Raw genomic sequence first — 23,780 nt, forward strand, 5'->3', positions numbered from 1 at the left:
ACAGACCGTGGGGAGGCAGGCACAACGGGACCCGGTTCAGAACGTGCTCCGGATACCGATGGTGTGCAGAGTGCCGGGGGCGCAGGGCATGTCGAGATCGACCTCGTGGCTCTGCTGGGTGGCATCGAGGTCGATCAATGCCTTCGCCACAGATGCAACCTCGACCGCCGCCGAGGCGAAGCGGCTGCCCGGACCGCGGATCGCTGTGTCCAGGCCTTTGCCGCTGACGTCGCTGTTCGAGTGGAGAGCCGGGATACGGATCAACCGTTCACCGACGCGGGCGTCCAGGCACCTGCCAGGCTCCTCGACGAAATTCGAATCGGTGAAGCCGGTGGAATCCGGTTTCGCGTCCGTCGCGAACTGCAGGCCCGGGCGATACCCGGTGATCGACACCGTATCGCGCGGAGTGAGCTGTGGCATGGCCGCAGTGTCGTGTGCCTGCGACGCTCTGGGCTGCGGCGCGAGCACCGGAACCTGTGGACGTTGCGCGAGCGTGGAAGTGCTGGACAGACCTGGAACCGCCAGGCTCGACGCATGCGACAACGCGACTCGTGTGACGTGGATTTGCACCGCACCCCCTCCCAATCCTCGTGTTGGACTGCTCAGGTCCCAGCAGCGCACCGGCAGCCGGATTCGCCTGATCCTGTTCCCGCAGCGCGCCGACCAACCTATCCAACACGAGGTGTATTTAAAGGTAGCGCTATCATTCTGGCTGTGCACGCTGCGAAGCAGCATTTGCGGCTCCACCTCTTCGAATCGCAATACTTCCTTTCCTTGCAGTCTTTTCTCCGATTCGCCTCGCGATCCCACCCGCTGTGACGCAGTGCAGAACGCGCATCACAAAAGGCTGTGCTAGTGATAGCGCTATCACCAATGGCGCCGCAGCTGCAGCGGGCTGATCCGGACACTGCACCGCGCGGCTGGACCGCCCCACGACACTGCAACGCGCGTGGACGCGCGTCCGCAACGCACCCACCCGGAGGAAGTCACGATGAGGCACATCCCGATACCGCTGTTCGCTGCACTGTCGCTGGCACTCACCGCCTGCGGAGACCGCCCTGCGGTCACGCCCGCGCCTGTCTCCACCGCGACGGTCGCGCCCGCTTCCACCGCCCTCGCCCACGGCCTGGACCGGTTTCTCGGTAGCGCGCACAGCCCGCTGCAGGCCGAAGGCTTCACCGGTTACTGGAACAAGGTCACGCCGGAAAACGGCGGCAAGTGGGGCGAGGTGGAGGCCGAGCGCGACGTCATGCACTGGGATGAACTCGACGCCGCCTGGCGCGTCGCACAGGACAACGAGCTGCCGTTTCAGATGCACGTGATGGTGTGGGGCAACCAGCAGCCGGAATGGATGGAGACCCTGCCCCCTGAGGAGCAGCGCGCCGAGATCGAGGAATGGTTCGCCGCCGTGGCGGAACGCTATCCGGGCATCGACATTGTCGAAGTGGTCAACGAGCCGCTCAACGACCCGCCGTCGAAGGACGACGAAGGCGGCGGCAACTACATCGAGGCACTGGGCGGTGACGGCGCCAGCGGTTGGGACTGGATTCTCGAATCCTTCCGACTCGCGCGCCGGCATTTCCCCGATTCGAAGCTGATGCTCAACGAGTACAGCGTGACCAACAGCGAGGACGCGACGCGGCGCTATCTGGAAATCGTGCGCCTGCTGCAGGCAGAAGACCTGATCGACGTGATCGGCGTGCAGGGCCATGCGTTCGCCACCACCGAGGAAACGGCGATGGACGTGCATCGCGTCAACCTCGATGCGCTGGGCGCGACCGGCCTGCCGGTGCACGTGACCGAGTTCGATCTCGACGGTGTCGACGACGCCGTGCAGCTGGCCAGTTACCAGCGCGTGTTCCCGGTGTTCTGGGAGCACCCCGCCGTCGAAGGCATGACGCTGTGGGGGTTTCGCCGCGGCCTGTGGCGCGACGAACAGGGCGCCTATCTGATCCGGGAGGATGGCAGCGAACGCCCGGCATTGCAGTGGCTGCGCACGTATGTGCGCAGGGAAGTCACGCGATGACGCGGTTGTAGAAACGCGGACCGGGCCGCCGGGAACGCCTCGCCGCGCGCAAGTGCGCGTCTGCGGGTGCCCCGTGTGTGCTGGCGCTGCTCTGTTTGCACCACCGCACGCCCGCGACCGCGCGCACGCCGCGGTCCATGCGCGGGGCCATGCCCGACGCGTTCGCGCTGATCGATCACGGACGTCCGGGGCCGGTCCTGTTCGACGACGCCGATTTCCCCGGCGTTACCTGGAATCTGCGGACGGATCTCACCGCCATGGCAGGGCGGGATGCCGCTCCTACGCATGTGGGTGTGCCAGCTGATCCTGCGTCACGGGCGCCATGTTCTATGTCCTGCAATGTGGGCCGCGCGTTCCAGGCACACGAACCGTTGACCGCAACTCTCGCCGACGAGATGGGCGCCGTCATCGGTACCCGTCAGCACGAAGCGATGAGGCGCTCGCACGTCGAATGGTCGAGGCTCGGTCTCTGTCTTCGGCTGCGCAGATCAAATCGCGCAGCAGCGACGCCCGCGCGATCTCCGGCGACAGCGCGGCGACCGTCGCGGCAGCATCATCGCTCGTCGCGCGCGTAAGGCCCGAGGGTCACGCCGACGAATCCGCCCGCATCGTCAGTGCTGAGCATGGTCGCGTCGGCGCCCTCCAGCAGCGGCTGCCAGTCACCGTCATCGGCCGCGAACGCGAACGCGATCTCGCCCTCGTCGCCCGAGATCCGCAGGCGCAGCGCATCGGCGGCTGCCACCATGCGTGTGGCCAGCACCTCGACCGGCGCGCCCTCACCCTTGGCGCGTTCGACGAACAGTTGCAGCGCGTCGTCCGCTTCGCGACGTGCGCCGACGACGTACCAGTGGTTGCCGCTCTGGAACGCCGCGAGGCCTGCGGCGACACCTTGCGCCGGCGGCGCGAGTGCGGTGCTCGCCTCGAAGACCAGATGCTGCTGGCGGCGGCCGATGAACGATGGATTGCCCAGCGTCTCGAGCCCCTCGCGCAGCGGATGGATGGCCAGCCTGCCGGGGTGCGACGCCAGGTCGGCCCAGTCGCGCTTCGGCACGCGCACGAACATCCACTCGCGCCCAAGCTGCGGCCCGTCGAACCCGTCTCGCCAGGTGAAGTTGCCCGACATCGGCGCCTGGTCGGCGCTGCGCGTCATCCACGACGGCGCCGGCAGCGTGTACGGAATGGTCTCGCCCAGCGGCAGGATCGTCGGCCAGCCGTCCTTCCAGGTCACCGGCAGCAGGAAGGTCTCGCGGCCGGTGTTGTACTGGCGCACGTCGTAATTGCGGCTGGCGAGGAACACCGCCCACCAGTTGCCGTCCGGGCCTTCGACCATGTCGACGTGGCCGGCATTCGTGATCGGCAGGTCGCGATCAGCCGGCAGGTCGCGCTGGGTCAGGATCGGATTGTGCTCGTACGGGATGTAGGGCCCCCAGACATCGCGGCTGCGCAGCACCACCTGCGAATGCTGCGGCCCGGTGCCGCCCTCCGCGTTCGACAGCACGTACCAGCCGTCGACCTTGTAGATGTGCGGGCCCTCGATCCAGATCGGGTTCTCTTCCGGCTTCACGCCGCCGTCGACCAGCACCTTGCGCGGCCCGAACGGCTTCAGGGTCTCGATATCGATCGCCTGCAGCCAGATCGCGCGGTGGCCGTCGTAGCGCACCGGGCCCTCGGGTTCGTCGTTGTTGAGGATGTAGGCGCGGCCGTCGTCGTCGAAGAACAGCGAGGGATCGATGCCGCCGATGCCCGGCAACCACACCGGGTCCGACCATGGGCCCGCGGGATCGGTCGCGGTGACGATGAAGTTGCCGCCCGCATCGACCGAGGTGTTGACCACGTAGAAGGTGCCGTCGCGGTACTCGATCGTCGGCGCGAACACGCCGCGCGACAGGCCGAGGCCGTCGAAGTCGAGCTGGCCGGGCCGATGGATGGCGCTGCCGACCTGCGTCCAGTGCACCAGGTCCTCGCTCTCGAACACCGGGATGCCGGGGAAGTAGGTGAACGTGGAATGCACCATGTAGAACCTGCCGCGTGCGGCGACGATGCTCGGATCGGAATGGAAGCCGGCGAGGATCGGATTGCGGAAGTGGCCGTCGGGCAGCGGCATCTCGAACGCGCGATCCCGGCCGGAGTATTCGAACCAGTCGAACAGCACGGGCGCCGCGGCGTCGGCCCGCAATTCGGCGGCGTCAGATGCCGGCGTCTGCGCGAATGTGCTGCTGCCCGCCATGGTCGACATCGCGACGAGCGCAGCCATCACGAGCGCATGCACGCGCGTGCGCCGCAGTGTCCGTGGCGTTCGAAAGGCGCACGGGCAGCGCGACGCGCTGCGTTCGTTGCAGAGCCTCGGCATCTTGTCGCCGCACCACACGCCACTGCCGTTCGCCGTCCATACCGCATGCGTCTTCGATCGCTTCATTCCGGTCTCCTCCATGTCGCTACGCGTCCACATCGCGCCGTCCTCGAGACGGCCGAACGGCAGCTGTTTCGGGTTGCAGGGATACGTTGCAGCCAATACGTCATCGACCTCCACGCCGTGGCCCGGCGTGTCGCCAAGCTGCATGCGGCCGGCGCGGAACGTGGTCGCGCGGGAACACCGCGTGGGCCTCGTCGCTGTGGAACATGTGCTGCCGGCTGCCGAAGTTTCGATGCAGGCGCCGACCGCATCAGCGGCCTCGGCGATGTCGCGGCTGTTGGCGTGCGGGTTGACCAGCGCGCCTTCAGACGAGCGGCCACCGCACAACTCATACAGCGGCAGGCCGGCCATCCTGCCGAGGATCTCCCGCTGCGCGAGATCGACCGCGGCGATCGCAGTCTTCATCACCGGCCCGCGGCAGTCGGCGATGACCCGCGCCTCGATGATCCCGCGACCGCGGCTCGAGCTGTGGGGACTTGCATCGTGGGAACGGAATATCGGCATCGTGGCTCCAGGCGCGATCGTGCGGAGGATCTGGACGGAACAGTTGCGCGGCGTGCGGGGGCACCGCACGACTTCAGCGGATCTCGATCTCGAACGGGCCAGCGGGCTGGTCCGTGGCATCGAACAGGTTGACCAGCGGCGCGTCGGCCCAGGCATGGCGCACCCGCGTCGGCGCCGGGCCATCATCGACGTGCAGACGCACCCGGTGACCGTCGAGCCGCGCGTCGACGAAGCGGCAACTGTCCGCTGCCGCACCGCACAGCTCGAAGCCGACCGGTCCGGCGGCGCCGTGCGCGAGCAGACGGCCCTCGACATCCGCGAACGTCACCACGACATCTCCACCCGCGCGGCGCGCGTGCCGCGGCACCGGCCCGGACGCTGCGATTGCCTCCCCGTAGACCGCATGCCGGGCCGCCCGCGCGAGGCGTTTGCCGAGCACCTGTTTGTTCGGCGGATGGATGTCGTAGCGATCGCCGATGTCGATCGTCACCGCGAGCGCGTTGTGTGGATCGCTGGCAACAGCGCGTTGCGCCTCGCGCAGCGCGGCCCAGTCGCTGTCGCCGGGCGCGTCGACGGGCGTGCCGTAATTGGCCAGCTGGACGACGAGGAACGGCAGCTCGGGATTCCCGAAGCGGCCGCGCCAGTCGTCGCGCAGGCCGCGCAGCAGCCCGGCGTAGGCATCGGCTTCGAAGGTATTGGATTCGCCCTGGTACCAGAGCATGCCGCGCAGGCGCATGCCCGACAGCGGCGCGATCATGCCGTTGAACAGTGTCGACAGCCCGGCCGCCGACTGCCACGGCGCCCGCGGCGGCGCGCCTACCGCGTTCGGCACGATGCGATAGCGCCACCCGCCGTCGAGCGGCACCGTGCTGCCGTCGGCGAACTGCAGCGCATGCGCGGACGCCGGGCCGGCCAGTCCGCCCTCGCGATAGGTGTCGAGCACGTTGACGACGACGTGGTTCTCGCCGGCGCGCAGCAGGCGCTGCGGCAAGTCGTACGCGCGCGGCGTGCCGGCGCCGTAGGTGCTGCCGACAGCGCGACCATTGACCCAGGTGGTGTCCATCTCGTCGGCGGGCCCGAGGATGAGGGTCGCCCGCTGCGTGGCCTGCGCCTCGGTCAGCGAGACCTGTGTGCGGTACCAGAGCATGCCGTCGAACGCGGCGAGCTCCGCCACGCCCCAGCGCTCCCAGGCGCCGAGATCGCGCGGCGCATCGCGCCAGTCCGACCCGCTGGCGTCGCCGTCCCAGGGCCGGTCGTCATCGGCGATGCCCGGACGTTGCCGCCACCAGTCGATCCAGACCTCACCCCAGCGCGCGAGCGCGGCCTCGGGATCGGTGGCGTACAGCGCCAGCACGTCGAGTTCCGCATCGAATCCGCTCCCGGCGCGCAGCGCGTCGGCGCTGGTCCAGGCCTGGATGCGCGAACCGCCCCAGGCCGCATTGACCAGGCCCATCGGCACGTCGACCGTCTGCTGCAACTCGCGCGCGAAGTAGTAGCAGGCAGCGGAGAAGTCGCGGATCGAGTCGGGGGTGACGGTGTGCCAGCGCGTGTCGGCGCCGAAGGTCGCCTGCGGTGCCGGGTGGCCGGCCTGCGGCACGGTCAGCAGACGGATCGTGTCATTGGCCGCGCCGGCGATCTCGGCACCGGCGTCGAGCGAGCGCCAGACCTGCAGTTCCATGTTCGACTGGCCGGCGCACAACCACACGTCGCCGACCATCACGTCTTCGACCGTGCGCGTGACGTCGCCGGCGCGCGCCTGCAGCCGGTGAGGCCCGCCGGCCGGCAATGCCGGCAGTTCGACCTGCCATCGCCCCCCGGCATCGGCCCGCGCGCGGCGCTGTTGCCGCGCCAGGGTGATCTCAACGGACGCGCCCGGCGTGGCCTCGCCCCAGATGCGGATCGGCTTGCCGCGCTGGAGCACCGCGTGGTCCTGGAACAGCGGATGCAGCAGCGCAGCGCCGGCCTCGTCGGCCATCGCCGGCGCGAACATCGCGAAACCGAGCAGCAGCGCCACCAGTCCGAGGCGCGCCGGTCGACACGCCAGGGGAGCATATGTGCGGATCACTGCGTGTCTCCCGGCGCATGCGGAAATTCCAGCGCCTTGTAATGGTCAAGCGGATGCGGCGGCGGCGCGGCACCCGCCGGCAAGGGACGACCGGACATCGACTGGAAGTAGGCAACGCTGGCATCGCGCCACCATTGCGCCTCGTTCTGCTGGATCGCGAGGAACGCGGCGACCTGCGCATGGCGCTCGCCATCGACGCGGCCGTCGAGCCCGGCCCAGGTCGCGCGCATGTCGCGCACGGTGTCGACGCCGCGGTCGTAGCGCAGCACCAGTTCGTCCCACAGCGGACGCCCGCTGCGCATCGGGTGGTCCCAGGACACGTGGTGGAACCACAGCAGGAATTCCTCGGGCGTGCGCGCCACATCGTCGAAGACCTCGGCCACCGGCGGCGTGTACTGCGAGACCGCATCGCTACCCCGCCGGGTGCGGTCGAAGCCGATGCCGTTCGCGTCGGCGCGATGGAAATACACCGACGTCCAGTCCGCGCGCGGACCGCCTTCGACCCACGGTCCCGGGCCGTAATGGTGGCCGCGGCCCATCACGTGATGCAGGCCCAGCGCGCCGGTGTAGTCCACCACCGCCTCGCGCGAGGCCATCATCATGCCGACGACGGGCTCGACGACCGCCGGATCGTTGGAGAACGTCATCCGCGTCCACTCGACGGCGATGTCGCGCGACGCCAGGTCCGGATTCCACGCAAGGCGCCCGAACACGTACCAGTTGGCCTGGTCGAAATGCGAGCCGCTCCAGTTGCGGTCGCTGCCGATGTTGGCGACACCGGCGATGCCGGTCAGTGCGTGGCCGTCGAGCGAGCCGTCGATCACCCGCGCGACGGTCGAGCCCGGCCCCTGCACATGGGTGTCGGCGTCCAGCACGTCTTCGTACAGCGGGCCCTTGTAGGCCAGATGCGTCGAGAAGCCGAGGTACTCCTTGGTGATCTGGAATTCCATCATCAGCGGCGTCTTCGGCATTGCGCCGAACAACGGATGGAAGGGCTCGCGCGGCTGGAAATCGATCGGCCCGTTCTTCACCTGCACCAGCACGTTGTCGCGGAAGCTGCCGTCGAGCGGCACGAACTCGTTCCAGGCCTGCTTGGCGCGGTCCACGGGCTCCTCGTCGGAATAGACGAACGCCCGCCACATCACGATGCCGCCGTGCGGCGCGACCGCATCGGCCAGCATGTTGGCGCCGTCGGCATGGCTGCGGCCGTAGTCCTGCGGGCCGGGCTGGCCTTCCGAATTTGCCTTGACCAGAAAGCCCCCGAAGTCGGGAATCAGCGCGTAGACCTCGTCGGCCTTCGTCTTCCACCAGCGCTGCACGTCGGCATCGAGCGGATCGGCCGTCGCGAGACCGCCGATCTCCATCGGTGCACTGAAGCGCGCGCTCAGATGGACCTTCATGCCGTAGGGCCGCAGCACGCCGGCGATCGCCGCAACTTTCTCCAGGTACATCGGCGTCAGCACGTCAGCGTTGGCGTTGACGTTGTTGAGCACGGTGCCGTTGATGCCGATCGAGGCATTGGCGCGCGCGTAATCGGTGTAGCGCGGGTCCAGCCAGCCCGGCAGGCGGTGCCAGTCCCAGATCGACTGACCGGCGTAACCGCGTTCGACGTAGCGGTCGAGATCGTCCCAGTGGTTGAGCACGCGCACCGCGATGCGCGGTGCTTCGCGGATGTCGAGGTCGCGCATCGGCTGTCCGGTCTGCAGCAGGCGCAGCAGATGGAAGCTGCCGTACAGCGCGCCGACATCGGTATTGGCGGCGACGACCGTCGTCGCGTGACCGCCGACGTCGGCGCTGCGGATGCGGTAGCCCTCCTCGCCCAGCCCGTCGAGGTCGAGGGCCAGGCGCGCGATCTGCGGTGAAGAAGCCGGCGTGCCGACCAGCAGTGCACCTGCGCGCGTCACTGCATCGTCGATCCTCGGCGTCGCACCCTGCAGACCGGTCAGGCCGCGCTGCAGTTCGTCACGCGTGGACGCCTGCACCCCGGCACGCCCGCCCGTCACAAGCTGGGTGACCCGGCCCGCGGTTGGACCAGCCGCGATCGCATCGGACGCCGCATAGCGCAACCACAGCGCGTAACCGTCCTCGGCCTGCACGGCAGGCATCGCGACCAGCAGCAGCGCCGCGCACACACCCGGTGCCCACGTCCTGAGGGCGCGGATGCACGTCAGGTCGCCGCCATGACGGGTTAGCGTTAACATCCGTGACCTATGGATTCCCGCCCCGGAACCGGCTTTCATGCACGTGGGCCCGCGCCAGACGCCGGGCTCCATCCATCGCCTGGCGATTGAAGGAAGGACCGTTGGAGAAACCCAAGAAATCGGTGCGCCGCAAGACCCGCGGCGTCACCATCGCCGAGGTCGCCGAGCTCGCCGGCGTGTCGCCGATGACGATCTCCCGCGTCGTCAACGGCCAGGGCAAGGTCCGCGACGCCACGCGCGAACGGGTCATGCGCGCGGTGCAGGCGCTGAACTACACACCCAACCTCGCCGCCAGTTCGCTGGCCGCAGCCCAGCACCTGCGCATCGCGCTGGTCTACACCAATCCCAGCGGCGCCTATCTGCGCGAACTGCTGCTCGGCCTGCTGCGCGTGGCCTCGGGCACCGCGATCCAGCTGGTCATCGACTACTGGGACGAACTGGACGCCGACGCCGAGCGCAAGTCCGCGCGTGCACTCGCCAAGCGCGTCGACGGGGTGATCCTGCCGCCGCCGCTGTGCGAATCGAAAGCCGCGGTGAACGAGTTCGTGCGCGCCGGTGTGCCGGTGGTCGCGATCGCGTCCGGCCATTTCAGCGACGACATCTCCTGTGTGCGCGTCGACGAATTCCGCGCCGCCAAGGAGATCACCGGGCATCTGATCGAACACGGTCACACCCGCATCGCCTGCATCAAGGGCGGCACCTATCTCAGCGCGACCGCGCGGCGCTTCGAAGGCTTCAAGGCGGCGCTGGACGACGCCGGCATCACCCTCGACGCGTCGCTCGTCCAGCAAGGCGACTACACCTATCGATCCGGGCTGGCGGCGGCCGAAGCGCTGTTGTCGCTGCGCAAGCCGCCGACCGCGATTTTCGCCAGCAACGACGACATGGCCGCCGCGGCGATCTCGGTCGCCCACCGGCGCGGCCTCGACGTGCCACGTCACCTGTCGGTCGTCGGCTTCGACGACAGCTCGGCCGCGACCACGGTCTGGCCGGAGCTGACCACGATCAACCAGCCGATCGAGGCGATGACCAACACCGCGATCGAGGTGCTGGTGCGCGGCATCCGCCGCAACGACGCCAGCACGCGCGTGCTCGCCGACCACGTGATCGCCCACCGGTTGATCGTGCGCGATTCGGTCGCGCGCCCGCCCCGCTCGAAGTGAGCACCGCGGTGCGCGGATCCGGGCCGCCGTGCGCGCGGACATCGGTCCGGTATGTGCGCGGGCGGCCCGTGGCGTCATGCGGTCCGGCCCTCAGCGCAGCAGGTACTGGTTGAGCAGATTCTCGTAGGCCTCCTGGCGGCCGCTGCGCTGCTGCGGCTCGCCGGCCTTCGACGCGATGCCGTGCAGATCGGCCAGCGACAGGCGGCCGGCTTCGAACGCCTGGCCATCGCCGGAATCGAAGCTCGCGTAGCGTTCCTTGCGCCACTGTTCCCACGGGGATTTCTCGAGCAGCGCGTGCGCGACTTCCAGGCCACGCGCGAACGCGTCCATGCCGCCGATGTGGGCGATGAACAGGTCTTCCATGTCGGTGGACTCGCGGCGCGGCTTGGCGTCGAAGTTCAGACCGCCTTCCAGCCCGCCCTGGCGCAGCACCACCAGCATCGCGCCGACGGTGTCGTAGAGATCGGTCGGGAACTGGTCGGTGTCCCAGCCGTTCTGCGCATTGCCGCGGTTGGCGTCGATGCTGCCGAGCAGTCCGTGATCGCTGGCCACCTGCAGGTCGTGCTCGAACGTGTGGCCCGACAGCGTGGCGTGGTTGGCCTCGATGTTGAGCTTGAAGTCCTTATCGAGGCCATGTTCCTTGAGGAAGCCGGCGACGGTCGCGCTGTCGAAATCGTACTGGTGCTTCATCGGCTCCATCGGCTTGGGTTCGATGAGGAAATTGCCCTTGAGCCCGATGCTGCGGCCGTAGTCGCGGGCCATCGTCAGGAACCGTGCGAAGTGGGACAGCTCGCGCTTCATGTCCGTGTTGTGCAGGCTGGCGTAGCCCTCGCGGCCGCCCCAGAACACGTAGTGCTCGCCGCCCAGTTCGACGGTCGCGTCGAGCGCGGCCTTGACCTGCACCGCCGCGCGCGCGACCACCGCGAAGTCCGGATTGGTCGAAGCACCGTTCATGTAGCGCGGATGCGAGAACAGGTTCGCCGTGCCCCACAGCAGCTGCATGCCGGTCGCCTGCTGGCGCTCCTTGGCCAGCGCCACCATGTGCTTGAGGTTCTTCTCGTATTCGCCGATGTCGTCGGCATCCGGCGACAGGTCGATGTCGTGGAAGCACCAGTACGGCACGCCGAGCTTGGTGAAGAACTCGAACGCCGCGTCGAGCTTGGCTTCGGCCGCGGCCAGCGGCGCGCCGCCGTCCCACGGAAAGCGCCGCGTGCCCGGGCCGAACGGGTCCTGGCCCGAATTGCAGAACGTGTGCCAGTAGCACACCGCGAAGCGCAGGTGCTCGGCCATCGTCTTGCCGCCGATGCGGCGGTCGGCCTCATAGACCTTGAACGCGAGCGGATTGTCCGACTCGCGGCCTTCGAAGGGGATCGTGCCGATGCCGCCGAAGTATTCGCGGCCGCCGATGAAATGCTGTGCGCTCATGTGGGGTTCTCGTGCAGTGCGTGGAAAGAGGTGTGGTCAGCGTGGTCGCATGTGGAACGCGTCCGCGCGCATCAGGTCATGACGATGGCGACGGCGCGGCGTAGAGCGGACGCACCGCGTCCAGATGCCGCAGGAAGCGCTGGTAGGCGGGCTGGTAGGCGCGCACGCGCTCCGGATCGGGCGTGCATGCGAGCGACGCATCGACCGCGACATGCGCGGCGGCGACCTCGGCCAGCGTGCTCGCATCGCCCTGCGCGCGTTGCAGCGACCACAGCGCCTGCAGCGCGGCGCCGAACGCGGCGCTCTCGACCTGCGCGGGCACATCGACCGGACAATCGAACACGTCGGCCACCATCTGCCGCCAGGCCGCGCTGTTGGCGCCGCCGCCGGTCAACGCGATGCGGTCGAACCGCATGCCGGCGCCGACGAAGGCGTCGTAGCCGTAGCGCAGGCTGTAGGTCGCGCCTTCCATCGCCGCGCGATAGACGTGCGCCTCACGCATGTTGTGCGCGCCGAGTCCGGCCAGCACGCCCTTGCCCAGCGGCAGGTCGGGCGTGCGCTCGCCGTTGAGGAACGGCAGGAAGGTCAGGCCGTCGGCGCCGGGCGGCGTCGCCGCGATGCGCGCATCGCCGTCGCGCGTGCTGAAGCCGAACATCTTCGCGACCTGCTCGGTGACCACGGTGCAGTTCATCGTGCAGATCAATGGCAGCCAGCCGCCGCTCGACGAGCAGAACGCGGCCCACGCGCCGCCGTCATCGACGATCGGCCGGTCGGCGTAAGCGAACAGCGTGCCGGAGGTGCCGAGGCTCATCGTGAGCCGACCTTCGGCCACGCAGCCGGTGCCGATCGCGGCCATCATGTTGTCGCCGCCGCCGGCCGCGATGCGTGTGCCGGCCGACAGGCCCAGTTCGCTCGCGATCGCAGCCGATACCGGGAACAGTGCATCGGGCTCGACCAGCGGCGGCAGGCACTCGGCCAGATCGCGCGCGGCGTCGGTCGCCTCGAGCATCGCGGTCGACCAGGTGCGCGTGCGCACGTCGAGCCAGCCGGTGCCGGAGGCATCGCCATGCTCGCACCAGCGCTCGCCGGTGAGTACGAAATTCAGATAGTCGTGCGGCAGCAGGATCGTAGCGAGCTTCGCGTAGACCTCGGGCCGGTGCTTGCGCGTCCACGGCAGCTTGGACGCGGTGTAACCGGCGAGGATCGGATTGCCGGCCACTTCGATGCTGCGCGCCGCGCCGCCCACCGCCTCCATGATCTCGCCGCATTCGGCGCTGGTGCTGGTGTCGCACCACAGCTTGGCCGGGCCCAGCACCTCGCCCGCCGCGTCGACCGGCACGAAGCCGTGCTGCTGGCCGGAGACGCCCAGCGCTTCGATGCGATGACGGATGCCGACATCGACGGCGTTGAAGCAGTCGCGCATCGCGTCGACCCACGCAGCCGGGTGCTGTTCGCGACTGCCGTCCTCACCGCTGATCAGATCGAGCGGTGCACTCGCACTGGCGATCACCCGGCGCGCTTCGGCGTCGTAGACCACCAGCTTGACGCTCTGGGTGCCCGCATCGAGCCCGGCGACGACGGTCACGGCACCACCGTCCGGCCAATAAAGTTAGCGCTAACATTCAACGGGGTAAAAAAAAGGAGGCTCACTGGAACGTCTGGCGACATGGGTGCGGTCGGTGGAGATCGACGATGGCTGCACTCTAGCAGCAGTTCGAAAAATGGCTTGCTGCGCTGCGGAAAGCGCGATGCATCCAGCGCATTGCGGCGCCGGACCCCGCCGAGGTGATGCGGCGCATGATCTGTGCGGACGCACTCTCTGCCCCGTCCAGCCTGACTAACCCACGAGGCGCTGCAGCAATCGCATCACTGCCAGGATGTTTCCGCGGATGCCGCGGCCGCCGACGTCCCCCTGCAAGCGCGTGCCGGCCCGCCGCGCCCTCGTGATCGCGTGCCAAAGGCTTCGACACGCACCGTGCAGACCGCGCGCGCCACGACACGGCCGAGGTCAGCCGCGCAGCGTCGCCCCACCGTCGACGTAGAGATCGCTCATCGCGATATGCCCGGCCTGGTCGGACAGTAGGAACATCACCGCATTCGCGATGTCCTCGGGCTCGGCCAGCTTGCCCAGCGGAATGCCGCTCTTGAAGGTCTCCAGCGTGCCGGCGATCGTGCGCGCCTCGCCACCGGCGTCGCTCCACATGCCGGTCTGCATCGGCGTGCGCGTCGAGCCGGGCGCGACGATATTGCAGCGGATGCCGAGCGGCGCGAGCTCGAGACCGAGGCAGCGCACGAACATCGTCGTCGCGGCCTTGGACGCGGCGTAGGCCGCCATGTTCTGGCGCGGGATGCCGGCGGCGTTGGAACTGACCGTCACCATCGCGCCGCGACGGCGCGGCGCCATCACGCGGGCCAGAGCCTGGGACACGTGGAACACGCCATCGGTGTTGACCGCGAACGTGCGGCGCCACTCTTCCGCTGTGAGGTCGAGGACCGGTGCGGTAGACAGCACGCCTGCCACATTGACGGCGAGATCGATCGGACCGATGTCCGCCTCGACCTGCGCCACCCGCGCGTCGACGGCGTCGGCGTCAGTCACATCGAGCGCGCACGCATGCATGCGCGGGCTGTCGCGATCGATCACCGGAGCGGCGCGATCGGTCGCCACCACCGTCGCGCCGCTCGCATGCAGCAATCGCACGACCGCAGCACCGATACCGCCCGCGGCGCCGGTGACGAGCGCGATCTTTCCGTCGAAGCCTGTGAGTTGCATTGGGATGTCCCGGATCGGTGATGGCGGCGGTCTTCGGGCGCGCGTTCGGTATCACGACGCGCCCGCCCGACCGCAATTGTAGAAGCGCGCTTGCGCGCGATGTGGCGCTACCGGGAACGCTTCATCGCGCGCAAGCGCGCTCCTACATCCTGTCGTAGGCCGCCAGACGCACATCGAGCAGTGGCGCGATGCGCGCGGTGGCGTCGCGGCCCGTAAGTTCGGCGTGCAGGAATGGCAGCTCGATCGAATCGACATGCGCGGCGTGATCGGCCCACAGCGAAGACTGCAGCTGTGGACGGTCGGCATGATCATTGCCGGCGCGGACGTGCAGCAGCGTGCCGTCGAAGCGTGCGTGGTGATGCAGGCGCACCAGGCGGTTGGTGTCGGTGACCGCGCGCACGACGCCGTCGAGTACCGCGCCCGGCAGGTTGCCGAGCGCGCTGTCGCCGCGGCGCAGGAACTCGACGATGGCCGCGCGCGTCTGCAGCTGCGGGTACGCGTCCGGGTCGTAGCCTGCGATCGCCAGCAACGCGCGCAAGGCGGCGATCGCATCAGGCTCGGGTTCTGCACGCCAGACCTCGGCCGGATACGCGTCGAGCAGCGCGAGCACGCCGATCTCGCGGCCGAGGCTGCGCAGGCGCACCGCCATCGCCTGGGCGAGGATGCCGCCGACCGACCAGCCGAGCAGATGCACGGGGCCGTCTGGCTGCAGGGCGACGACGCGTTCGGCGTACTCGGTCGCCAACGCGTCGATGCTGCCGGGCAGCGCCTGGTCCAGATCGAGCGCCGGCGACTGCAGGCCGAACACGCTGCGCACAGGTGACAACGCACGTGCGAGATCGCGGTAGCACCAGGCGATGCCGCCGGCCGGATGCACGACGAACAGCGGCGCCCGAGATGGCGCGCCCTGTGCGAGCGCGATCACCGGCGCCAGGCCGTGATCGGGATCGTCGCCCTCGCCCGCGTCGAGCGCGGCGGCGAGCCCTTCGACAGTGGGGGTGGCGAACAGTGCGCCGAGACCCGGATCGCGGCCGAAGCGCTGCTGGATCGCGAGCAGCAGATGCACGGCGAGCAGCGAATCGCCACCGAGCGCGAAGAAGTCAGCGTCCGCACCGATGCGCTCGATCCCGAGGGCCTCGGCGAACAGCGCAGCAAGCGCGGTCTCGGTGGCGCTGCGCGGTGCAACGAAGACACCGGCTTCGACCGCGGGTGCCGGCAATGCATCGCGGTCGAGCTTGCCGTTCGCGGTGACCGGCCAATCGGCAAGCGCGACGAAGGCCGACGGCACCATGTAGTCCGGCAGTTGCGCAGCGACGGATGCGCGCAATGCCGCCGCATCGAAATCGGCACTCGGCTGCAGGTACCCGACCAGCCGCCGGTCACCGGCGCGATCCTCGCGCACGATGACGGCCGCCTGCGATGCGAACCCGCTGGCGACAATCGCGGCCTCGATCTCGCCCAGCTCGATGCGCAGGCCACGCAGCTTGACCTGGTGATCGCTGCGGCCGAGGAATTCGACCGCGCCATCCTCGCGCCAGCGCGCGAGATCGCCGGTACGGTAGATCCGTTCGCCCGGCAGATGCGGATCGTCGAGAAAGCGCTCGGCAGTCAGATCGTCGCGACCCAGATAGCCGCGCGCGAGCTGCACGCCACCGAGGTACAGGTCGCCGACGACGCCCGGCGGCAGCGGGCGCATGCGCGCGTCGAGCACGTACAGCCGCGTGTTCCAGACCGGGAAGCCGATCGGCACCGGACGCGAGCTGTCGTCTGCACTCGCGGGCCAGTAGCTGACGTCGACCGCGGCTTCGGTCGGGCCGTAGAGGTTGTGCAGTTCCGCATCAAATGTCGCGTGGAAGCGATCGCGCAGGTCGGCATCGAGGGCTTCGCCACTGACGAAGACGCGGCGCGTCGAAATCCCCCGCGCCTCGGGCGCTGCAAGGAACGCGGCCAGCATCGACGGCACGAAATGCAGTGTCGTGATAGCGGTCTCGCGGATCAGCCGCGCGATCGCGACCGGATCGCGGTGCGCGTCTGGCGGCGCGATTACCAGCGTAGCGCCGGCCAGCAATGGCAGGAAGAACTCCCAGACCGACACGTCGAACGTGGCCGGTGTCTTCTGCAGGATGCGGTCGGACGTGTCGATGCCGTAGTGCGCGCGCATCCACTCGAGGCGGTTGACGATCGCGCGATGCTCGACGACGACACCCTTGGGCGCGCCGGTCGAGCCCGAGGTGTAGATGACGTAGGCCGCGTGCTCCGGCACGACGACCGGCAGCGCGGTGTCGTCTGCGGTCTGCGGCCAGTCACGCGGTGCCAGACGCGGCACATCGTCCGACCAGTCGATGCCGTCCTCATCCAGCGCGAGCAGCGCGACCGGCTGCGCGGACTGCAGGATGCGTGCACGCCGATCCATCGGATGCGCCAGATCCATCGGCAGATACGCAGCACCGGCGCGAAGCACGGCGACCAGCGCGACGACCAGTTCGATCGATCGCGGCAATGCGACCGCGACCACGGTGTCGGCATTCGCGCCGCGCGCACACAGCGCCTGCGCGAGCGCGCGACTGCGGGTGTCGAGATCGCGATAGGTCAGTGTCTCGCCTTCGAACACCAGTGCTGGCGCATCGGGCGTCGCCGCCATCGACGCTTCGATCAGCGCAGTCAGCGTCGTGTCGGGCACCGGATGCGCGGTGGCGTTGAAGTCGAACAGCGTGCGCGTGGCTTCCTCAGGTGTGGCCAGCGGTACGTCGTCTAGACGGGCGTCCGCTTGCAATGCGCATGCGAACGCCTTCATGAGAAACGTGCGTAGCCGTGTCGCATGCGCGGCAACCTCGGCTGGCGCGTACAGATCGGGATTGGCCTCGATCTCGAGATCGAGCGCCTGCACGCCATCGCCGCGGAAGCCCAGCGTGATGTCGTCGACCGGCCCGGTGGCGAGGATTTCCATCGACGCGCGGGCACCGGTCAGCACCGTCGGCCGATAGAACGGCTGCACGTTGATCAGCGGACCATGCAGACGGCGCTGGCCGCCGATCAGGCCGAGATCGCGCCGCAGCTGTTCGCCGCGGTAGCGGCCATGGCGGCGCCCGCGCAGCAGTGCGCGGATCATCGTCTGCATGAAGTCCGCGATGTTTGCATCCGGCAGCGCGGGCACGCGCAGCGGCAGCACGTTCATGACCATCGCCGGCACGCGCGCGGACGCGCTGCCGAGGCGGCCCATGAACGGCACACCGACGACCGCCTCGCCCTGCCCGCCGAAGCGCTGGCAGTAGGCGGCGGTGAGTGCGGTCAGCACGTCCGGCCAGGGCTGGCCGAGCGCGGTCGCCGCGCGTGCGAGGCCGTTGCGGAAATCCACATCGAGCGATTCCACATGACGCAGGCAATCGGGCGCGGCATGGGCGAAGCCACCGCCCAGACCCGACGCGGCCGGCATCCCGGCAAGCGTCTCCTGCCAGTACGTCGCATCGGCCGCGCGCTTGTCGGACGCGCGATAGGTCGCGTCCTCGGCCAGCACGCCGTCGAGCGGCGCGAAGGCCGAACCCGCAGATGCATCGGCATACAACGCGCAGACGCGCTCGGTCAGCAGCGCCATACCGTAACCGTCGGTCGACAGGTGATGCACGCGCAGATACCAGGCGAACCGGTCGCCGCCGAGCACGTACAGGCGTTGCAGTGCCAGATGGTCGCGCGCGGGGTCGACCGGCGTCAGGCGATCACGGCTCATCGCCGCGCGCGCGGCGGCTTCGGAGTCGGGCTCGCTCGACAGGTCGACGACCTCAAGATGCGGCGCGTGACCCGCGTCGACCCACTGGATCGGGCCCTCGGCGGTCTCGCGCATGCGCAAGGCGAGCGAAGGCGCCTCGTCGGCGGACTGGTTTGCCGCGCGCACGAAGGCCGCGACATCCAGCGCGCCATCGATCCACAGCGCATGCGCGGTGTTGAATGCCGGGTTGTCCGGCGCCAGCCGCTGCGCATACCAGAGGCCGGCCTGCGCTTCGGTCAGCGGCCAGACCGTTCCCGACGCGACGGCATCGGCTTCGACAGGAGACGCCGTCGCGGTCATCCGTCAGCAGGCGTGTCGCGCTGCAGGCCCTGCACCACCTGCCACCAGCCGGCGAGCGTGGTGTGCTCGGCGAGCTGCGAGAACTCCAGCGCGATGCCGTGCTCGCCCCAGGCCATCACAAGACCCAGCACGCGCATCGAATCGAGGCCGAGATCCATGAGATTGTCGTCGTCACGCACGTCCTCCGGCGCTTCGCCGACGAGCTTGGCGACATCGGTGCGCATGCGCTCGAGGGTCAACGGGCCGGTGCGATCGGTGGTCATGACAGCAGTTCCAGAAGTCGGTCGGTGGTCAGCGGCACGCCGCAAGTGCGCGCGATCCAGTGCAGCGCGAGGTCGTGGTCGGCGCGCGAGAAATCGGCGATCGCGTCGGCGACGACGAAGGTTTCGATGTCGCGCTGGAAGGCCTCGGTCGCCGTCGAGAGCACGCCGATGTGCGCGTAAACGCCGGTGATCAGCAGCTGGTCGCGGCCGCGCGCGCGCATCAGCGTATCGAGGTTGCTGCGCTGGAAAGCGCTGTAGCGGTGCTTGACCAGCACGTGGTCGCCATCGGCCGGTGCCAGCGCATCGACGATGGTTTCGTGTTCGGCGCTCGCCTGCATGCCCGGGCCCCACAGATCGGCCTGCAGGCCGCGATCCCGCCGGTCCTGGTTGCCGCGCTGCGCGGTGTAGAACACCGGGATGCCGGCGCTGCGGCAATGCGCGAGCAGGCGCGTGAGGTTCCGGACCGCGGGCGCCAGCGGCGCGTCGTCCTGCGCGAATGCGGCGAGGAAGTAGCGCTGCATGTCGTGGACGAGCAACGCCGCGCGGGTTGTCTCGGGCGTCCATTGGCCGTGCGCGGCCGGGAGTTCGGCGGCGGTGGGCAGCGGGTATGGTGCGATCTTCGGCAGGCCCATCAGTCGGCGTCCCTTTGTTCTTCGAGGAAGCGCGCACGCAACTGCCCCCGCAGTTCCCGCCGGCTGATCTTGCCCACCGCCGTGGTGTCGAAGGCATCGACGAACACGACCTGATCCGGCACCTTGAACGCCGCAAGTCCACGTCCACGCACCCAGGCCTTGAGCTCGGCCGGACGCGGCTTCGTATCGCCCGGAATCACGAACGCGCAGCTGCGCTCGCCGAGGAATTCGTCGGGGATCGACACCACCGCCGCATCGAACACCTGCGGGTGCGCGAGCAGGTGATCCTCGATCTCCTCGGCCGAGATCTTCTCGCCGGCGCGGTTGATGTGGTCGGTCGCCCTGCCCTGCACGATCAGATGCCCGCTGGGCAGGCGCTGCACCATGTCGCCAGTGCGGTAGAAGCCGTCGTCGGTGAACGAGCGTGCATTCGCCGCGTCGTCGTTGTGGTAGCCGCGGATCGTGTACGGACCGCGTGTCAGCAGATGGCCGATCGTGCCGTCGGCGACCGGCGCACCCGAATCGTCGACCACCAGCACTTCGTCGTCGGCGCTGATCGGTCGGCCCTGGGTGGTCAGCACAATCTCGTCGGCATCGTCGAGCCGCGTGTAGTTCACCAGGCCCTCGGCCATGCCGAACACCTGCTGCAGCGTGCAGCCCAGGCCCGCGACGACGCGTCGCGCGGCTTCGGGCACGAGCTTGGCGCCGCCGACCTGCAGCACCTGCAGGCTCGACAGATCGAACGCCGTCTTGCCTGCCGCGTCGGCCCACAGCAGCGCCAGCGGCGGCACCAGGCCGACACAGGTCACGCGCTCGCGTGCGATCAGCGGGAATGCAGCATCAGGCCCCGGCCCGGGACTCAGCACCACGCGCGCGCCGGCGTACAGCGCGCCGAAGAAACCGGGCGAACTCATGGGAAAGTTGTGCGCGGCCGGCAGCGCGACCATGTAGACGCTGTCCGCATCGATCCCGCACAGGGCGTTGCTGGCGCGAAAACTGTAGATGTAGTCGTCATGCGTGCGCGGGATCAGCTTCGACAGGCCGGTGCTGCCGCCGGAAATCTGCAGGAACGCGACCGACTGCGGATCGGGATCGCCGGGCAGCGCATCGCGCGGACCGTCGAGCGACGAGATCGACACGAATTCGGCCGCATCGCCGACCAAGAACACATGCCGCACCGCCGGCACCTCGGCCTGCAGGTCGCGCGCGAGCGTGCGGTAGTCGAAGGCATCCAGGCGTTCGGCGCAGACGAAGGCGCTGGCCTCGGCCTTGCGCGCGAAGTGCGCGACCTCGGTCAGCCGGTGCGCGGGCAACGCGTACACCGGCACCAGCTGCGCGCGGAACAGGGCGCAGACCACGGCGATGAATTCCGGCATGTTGCCCAGTTGCACGACCACGCGGTCGCCGGGCGCCAGGCCCTGCGCGAGCAGGCCTGCGGCAATGCGCTCGGCTTCGGCCCACAGCTGCGCGTAGGTCCAGCGCGTCTCGCCACCGACGACGGCGATGCTGTCGGCGAAACGCGTCGCGCGTTCGCGCAGGAAACCGGGGAAGGTTTCGCCGCGCCAGTACCCGGCAGCGCGATAGCGCGCGACGAATTCGTCGGGCCACGTCTGCCGCAGCGGCACGGTGTGTCGGAGTGCATCGGTCATGCGAAACGGGTGTCCTGGTGGGGCGTCAAGCCGCGCGGGCATCGTCGATGCCGAGCGCATTGCGCAGGGCCATGAACTTCGCTGCGGTCTCGTCGACCTCGAGCGCGGGCTGCGAGTCGGCCACGATACCGGCCCCGGCGAACAGATGCATCGCGTGACCCTGCACGCGCGCGCAGCGGATCGCCACGTACCAGTCGCCGTCGCCCGAGGCGTCGGTCCAGCCCACCGCGCCGGCATAGAAGCCGCGATCGAAAGGTTCAAGTTCGCGGATCGCCTGCAACGCCTGCAGACGCGGTGTGCCACAGACCGCGGGCGTGGGATGCAGCACGCCGGCGAGCATCGCCGACGAGATGTCGTCGCGCTTCAGCGTGCCGGTGATGCGCGTCGCGAGATGCCACATCGTCGCAGTTGCATGCAGCGACGGCCGCGGCGGCGGCTGCAGCTGGCTGCACAGCGGCGCGAGGCCGTCGAGGATCGCTTCGACGACGAAGCGGTGCTCGTGGAGGTCCTTGTCGGAGGCCAACAGCGCATCGGTGCGCAAGCGGTCTTCGGCCGCGTTCCCGACCCGCCGCGCCGAACCGGCCAGCGGATGTGACACCACCGCGCGGCCGCGACGCGACACCAGCAACTCGGGCGTCGCCCCGACCAACCAGGCAGGCGCATCGCCGGACGCGACCGGCAGCGGCACGACATAGGTGGTCACGCTGGCGTCGCTGCCAAGCCGGACCGCCAGCACGTTCGGATCGATCGGCGCCGCGCTTTCCACACGCAGGCCACGCGCGAGTACGACCTTGCGCAGCGCGTCGTCACCCGCAGGGGCTTCGCGCAGCCTGGCCACGCAGCGTGCAACCGCATCGGCGTAGTCGGCGGCCGGCGGCAGTTCCGCCGCGACCAGCAACGGCCCGAGCGTCGAGAGTGCCGCACCGCTCGCGGACGCGGAGATGCGCGCCGGCTGATACAGCGCATCGTCATGATGCGGATCGAACGGCAACGCGCCGACCAGCAGGTCCGGCCCGATGCGCGGCGCGGCGAAGAACGCGGCGACGCGTTCGCCGAGCGTCGCCGCAGGCCCGGACGGCAGCCGGGCCTGGAGGCCGTCGGTCGCCAGCCGCCGGTCCGGTGCGTGCAGCCGGAACAGGCTGGCGATGTCGCCAGTCGAATCGCGCACTTCGATGGCGCGGGCCGCGCTCATGCCTGCCGCCTCGCGTGCAGCGCTGCGAACAGCGACAAGCCGACGAGGACCACGCCGACGCAGACATACGGCGCTGCCGGCGACCAGCGATACAGCAGCGTGCCGAGCAGCGGACCAGCGACCATGCCCATGCCCTGCACCGACGCGACCGTGCCTGCGGCGGCGCCCTGCTCGTGCGACTCCACCGAGTCGGCGGAGAGCGCCTGGAAGGACGGAAACACGAACCCCATGCCGAACGCCGCGACGCCGTAGGCGAGCAGCAATTGCCACTCCATGACGACCAGCGCCGAGGACGCGAACCCGAGGCCTGACACCAGCGCGCCGATGGTGATCCAGCGCGCCGGCGGCACCGTCTTGAAGCGCATCACCAGTGACTGGGCGAGGATCAAGCCGATGCCCACCGCAGTCAGCGCGAGACCCGCGACGCGCGCGCCTTCGGCCGGTGACAGCTGCAAGCGGTCGATCGCGAAGAAGCCGACCACGACCTGGGCGATGCTCACCGACGCCATCGCCGCGAAGACCGCGCACAGGGGCAAGCGCAGCCGCTGATCGGCATACGGGAGCGTCGGCCGGGGGCCGGCCCGCCCCGCGTCGGCCCGCGTTGTATCGGGCAGCCGGCTCCACACGACCGCCAGCGACAGCAAGGGCAGCGCGGAGGCGATGTACAGCGTGAACGCGATGCCATGCGGCGCGATCCAGCCCGCGGCAGCCGGGCCGACCACCATGCCGACGGCGCTGGCGGTGCCGAGTTTGGCCATCGCCGCGCTGCGTACGCCTGCGGGCATCTCGTCGGCGATGGTCGCCATCGCGGTCGGGGACACGGCGGCCCAGAACAGGCCGATCAGCGCGCGCGTGGCGACCAGCATCGCCACCGACACCAGCACCGCCGGCGGCGCGCGCAGCGCCGAATCCACGAAGACCGCCATCACGATATAGACGATGGCGTAGCCGGCCAGGCCGATCAGCAGGACGCGGCGGCGTCCGATCCGGTCGCTCAGCCGGCCCCAGCGCCGCGCCGACAGGATCAGCAGCACGCCGGCTGCGCTGACCGACAGACCGGCATGCCACTCGGCCAGCCCCAGCAGGCGGACGATCGGCCCCACCACCGCGACGAACGCCATCATCGCCATCGTGCCGACGAACACGGTGAACACCAGCGCCGGCAGGGCGGACGCAGTCGGGCGCGCAGTGGTCGCAGTGTGCATCGGGGTCTCGGTCGGCGGGCGCCGGCGGCGGCGCGGCAGGCGGTGCGCGAGTGCTGCTTCAGGGACAGCGATCGGCGCGCAAATGATAACAGGTCGCATTTGCGGACGGCCAGCGAGACCCGCCGGAACGATTCATTCCAGCCCGAACCTGTTATTGAGAATAATTCGCATTCATTTTACTATTCGCGAACGTCGTCCAGTGACGC

At 69.3% G+C, this 23,780-nt stretch carries 15 protein-coding genes and 1 pseudogene; 2 read left to right on the top strand and 14 right to left on the bottom strand.

What is annotated here, in order from left to right:
* Nucleotides 1–36 precede the first annotated feature (36 nt).
* Entirely contained in the window at nucleotides 37–420 is a 384-nt protein-coding gene (locus tag AC3IRM_RS11385) for a hypothetical protein (protein ID WP_489203262.1), read from the bottom strand.
* Nucleotides 421–991: 571 nt separating this feature from the next.
* Here AC3IRM_RS11385 and AC3IRM_RS11390 point away from each other — a divergent pair.
* Nucleotides 992–2,026 (top strand): endo-1,4-beta-xylanase, encoded by a 1,035-nt coding sequence (locus AC3IRM_RS11390; RefSeq protein WP_489203263.1) that lies wholly within the window; start codon nucleotides 992–994, stop codon nucleotides 2,024–2,026.
* Between the two features lie 553 nt (nucleotides 2,027–2,579).
* On the opposite strand, the gene AC3IRM_RS11395 is transcribed toward AC3IRM_RS11390, so the two are convergent.
* From AC3IRM_RS11395 to AC3IRM_RS11410, 4 genes and pseudogenes are all read right to left on the bottom strand, one after another.
* Nucleotides 2,580–4,280 carry a glycoside hydrolase family 43 protein gene (locus AC3IRM_RS11395; protein WP_489205911.1) on the bottom strand — a complete coding sequence of 567 codons (1,701 nt, stop codon included), beginning with the start codon at nucleotides 4,278–4,280 and terminating at the stop codon, nucleotides 2,580–2,582.
* Between the two features lie 183 nt (nucleotides 4,281–4,463).
* Nucleotides 4,464–4,856 (bottom strand): annotated as a pseudogene (locus AC3IRM_RS11400) (hypothetical protein); the annotation flags it as partial.
* 160 nt (nucleotides 4,857–5,016) lie between these two features.
* Complete coding sequence (locus AC3IRM_RS11405; protein WP_489205912.1) at nucleotides 5,017–6,933, bottom strand: sialate O-acetylesterase; 1,917 nt, start codon at nucleotides 6,931–6,933, stop codon at nucleotides 5,017–5,019.
* Between the two features lie 71 nt (nucleotides 6,934–7,004).
* The gene (locus tag AC3IRM_RS11410; protein WP_489203264.1) at nucleotides 7,005–9,209 is read right to left on the bottom strand and encodes an alpha-glucuronidase family glycosyl hydrolase; all 2,205 of its coding nucleotides are present in this window, start codon (nucleotides 9,207–9,209) and stop codon (nucleotides 7,005–7,007) included.
* 101 nt (nucleotides 9,210–9,310) lie between these two features.
* Between AC3IRM_RS11410 and AC3IRM_RS11415 the strand changes: the two genes are divergently transcribed.
* Nucleotides 9,311–10,372, top strand: coding sequence for a LacI family DNA-binding transcriptional regulator (locus tag AC3IRM_RS11415; protein WP_489203265.1), 1,062 nt, complete (start codon nucleotides 9,311–9,313; stop codon nucleotides 10,370–10,372).
* A 90-nt stretch (nucleotides 10,373–10,462) separates the two neighbouring features.
* Here AC3IRM_RS11415 and xylA read toward each other — a convergent pair whose 3' ends face one another.
* The 9 genes from xylA to AC3IRM_RS11460 form a co-directional block, all read right to left on the bottom strand.
* Nucleotides 10,463–11,797 (bottom strand): xylose isomerase, encoded by a 1,335-nt coding sequence (gene xylA / locus AC3IRM_RS11420; RefSeq protein ID WP_489203266.1) that lies wholly within the window; start codon nucleotides 11,795–11,797, stop codon nucleotides 10,463–10,465.
* 76 nt (nucleotides 11,798–11,873) lie between these two features.
* Nucleotides 11,874–13,382, bottom strand: a complete 1,509-nt coding sequence (xylB, locus tag AC3IRM_RS11425; protein ID WP_489203267.1) for a xylulokinase — start codon at nucleotides 13,380–13,382, stop codon at nucleotides 11,874–11,876.
* A gap of 423 nt (nucleotides 13,383–13,805) precedes the next feature.
* A complete protein-coding gene (locus AC3IRM_RS11430) occupies nucleotides 13,806–14,570 on the bottom strand; it encodes a 2,3-dihydro-2,3-dihydroxybenzoate dehydrogenase (protein ID WP_489203268.1) in 765 nt (254 codons plus the stop codon).
* A 142-nt stretch (nucleotides 14,571–14,712) separates the two neighbouring features.
* Nucleotides 14,713–18,633: an amino acid adenylation domain-containing protein gene (locus AC3IRM_RS11435; RefSeq protein WP_489203269.1), complete on the bottom strand. Its 3,921-nt coding sequence runs from the start codon at nucleotides 18,631–18,633 to the stop codon at nucleotides 14,713–14,715.
* The gene (locus tag AC3IRM_RS11440; RefSeq protein ID WP_489203270.1) at nucleotides 18,630–18,896 is read right to left on the bottom strand and encodes a phosphopantetheine-binding protein; all 267 of its coding nucleotides are present in this window, start codon (nucleotides 18,894–18,896) and stop codon (nucleotides 18,630–18,632) included. The genes AC3IRM_RS11435 and AC3IRM_RS11440 overlap by 4 nt, the downstream gene beginning before the upstream one ends.
* Complete coding sequence (locus AC3IRM_RS11445; protein ID WP_489203271.1) at nucleotides 18,893–19,528, bottom strand: isochorismatase family protein; 636 nt, start codon at nucleotides 19,526–19,528, stop codon at nucleotides 18,893–18,895. Before AC3IRM_RS11445 ends, AC3IRM_RS11440 begins: the two co-directional genes overlap by 4 nt.
* Nucleotides 19,528–21,177: a (2,3-dihydroxybenzoyl)adenylate synthase gene (locus AC3IRM_RS11450; RefSeq protein WP_489203272.1), complete on the bottom strand. Its 1,650-nt coding sequence runs from the start codon at nucleotides 21,175–21,177 to the stop codon at nucleotides 19,528–19,530. The genes AC3IRM_RS11445 and AC3IRM_RS11450 overlap by 1 nt, the downstream gene beginning before the upstream one ends.
* 25 nt (nucleotides 21,178–21,202) lie before the next feature.
* Nucleotides 21,203–22,369 carry an isochorismate synthase gene (locus tag AC3IRM_RS11455; protein WP_489203273.1) on the bottom strand — a complete coding sequence of 389 codons (1,167 nt, stop codon included), beginning with the start codon at nucleotides 22,367–22,369 and terminating at the stop codon, nucleotides 21,203–21,205.
* A complete protein-coding gene (locus tag AC3IRM_RS11460; RefSeq protein ID WP_489203274.1) occupies nucleotides 22,366–23,574 on the bottom strand; it encodes an MFS transporter in 1,209 nt (402 codons plus the stop codon). The genes AC3IRM_RS11455 and AC3IRM_RS11460 overlap by 4 nt, the downstream gene beginning before the upstream one ends.
* Between the last annotated feature and the right edge of the window lie 206 nt (nucleotides 23,575–23,780).

It is taken from the genome of Luteimonas sp. KH_071 (assembly GCF_057838005.1).

Excerpts from the sequence above, each read along its gene's own strand:
- AC3IRM_RS11410 (WP_489203264.1), bottom strand. The coding sequence starts at position 9,209 with ATGTTAACGCTAACCCGTCATGGCGGCGACCTGACGTGCATCCGCGCC.
- AC3IRM_RS11450 (WP_489203272.1), bottom strand. The coding sequence starts at position 21,177 with ATGACCGATGCACTCCGACACACCGTGCCGCTGCGGCAGACGTGGCCC.
- AC3IRM_RS11455 (WP_489203273.1), bottom strand. The coding sequence starts at position 22,369 with ATGAGCGCGGCCCGCGCCATCGAAGTGCGCGATTCGACTGGCGACATC.
- AC3IRM_RS11390 (WP_489203263.1), top strand. The coding sequence starts at position 992 with ATGAGGCACATCCCGATACCGCTGTTCGCTGCACTGTCGCTGGCACTC.
- AC3IRM_RS11440 (WP_489203270.1), bottom strand. The coding sequence starts at position 18,896 with ATGACCACCGATCGCACCGGCCCGTTGACCCTCGAGCGCATGCGCACC.
- AC3IRM_RS11395 (WP_489205911.1), bottom strand. The coding sequence starts at position 4,280 with ATGGCTGCGCTCGTCGCGATGTCGACCATGGCGGGCAGCAGCACATTC.
- AC3IRM_RS11460 (WP_489203274.1), bottom strand. The coding sequence starts at position 23,574 with ATGCACACTGCGACCACTGCGCGCCCGACTGCGTCCGCCCTGCCGGCG.
- AC3IRM_RS11445 (WP_489203271.1), bottom strand. The coding sequence starts at position 19,528 with ATGGGCCTGCCGAAGATCGCACCATACCCGCTGCCCACCGCCGCCGAA.
- xylA (WP_489203266.1), bottom strand. The coding sequence starts at position 11,797 with ATGAGCGCACAGCATTTCATCGGCGGCCGCGAATACTTCGGCGGCATC.
- AC3IRM_RS11430 (WP_489203268.1), bottom strand. The coding sequence starts at position 14,570 with ATGCAACTCACAGGCTTCGACGGAAAGATCGCGCTCGTCACCGGCGCC.
- AC3IRM_RS11405 (WP_489205912.1), bottom strand. The coding sequence starts at position 6,933 with ATGTTCGCGCCGGCGATGGCCGACGAGGCCGGCGCTGCGCTGCTGCAT.
- AC3IRM_RS11385 (WP_489203262.1), bottom strand. The coding sequence starts at position 420 with ATGCCACAGCTCACTCCGCGCGATACGGTGTCGATCACCGGGTATCGC.
- AC3IRM_RS11435 (WP_489203269.1), bottom strand. The coding sequence starts at position 18,633 with ATGACCGCGACGGCGTCTCCTGTCGAAGCCGATGCCGTCGCGTCGGGA.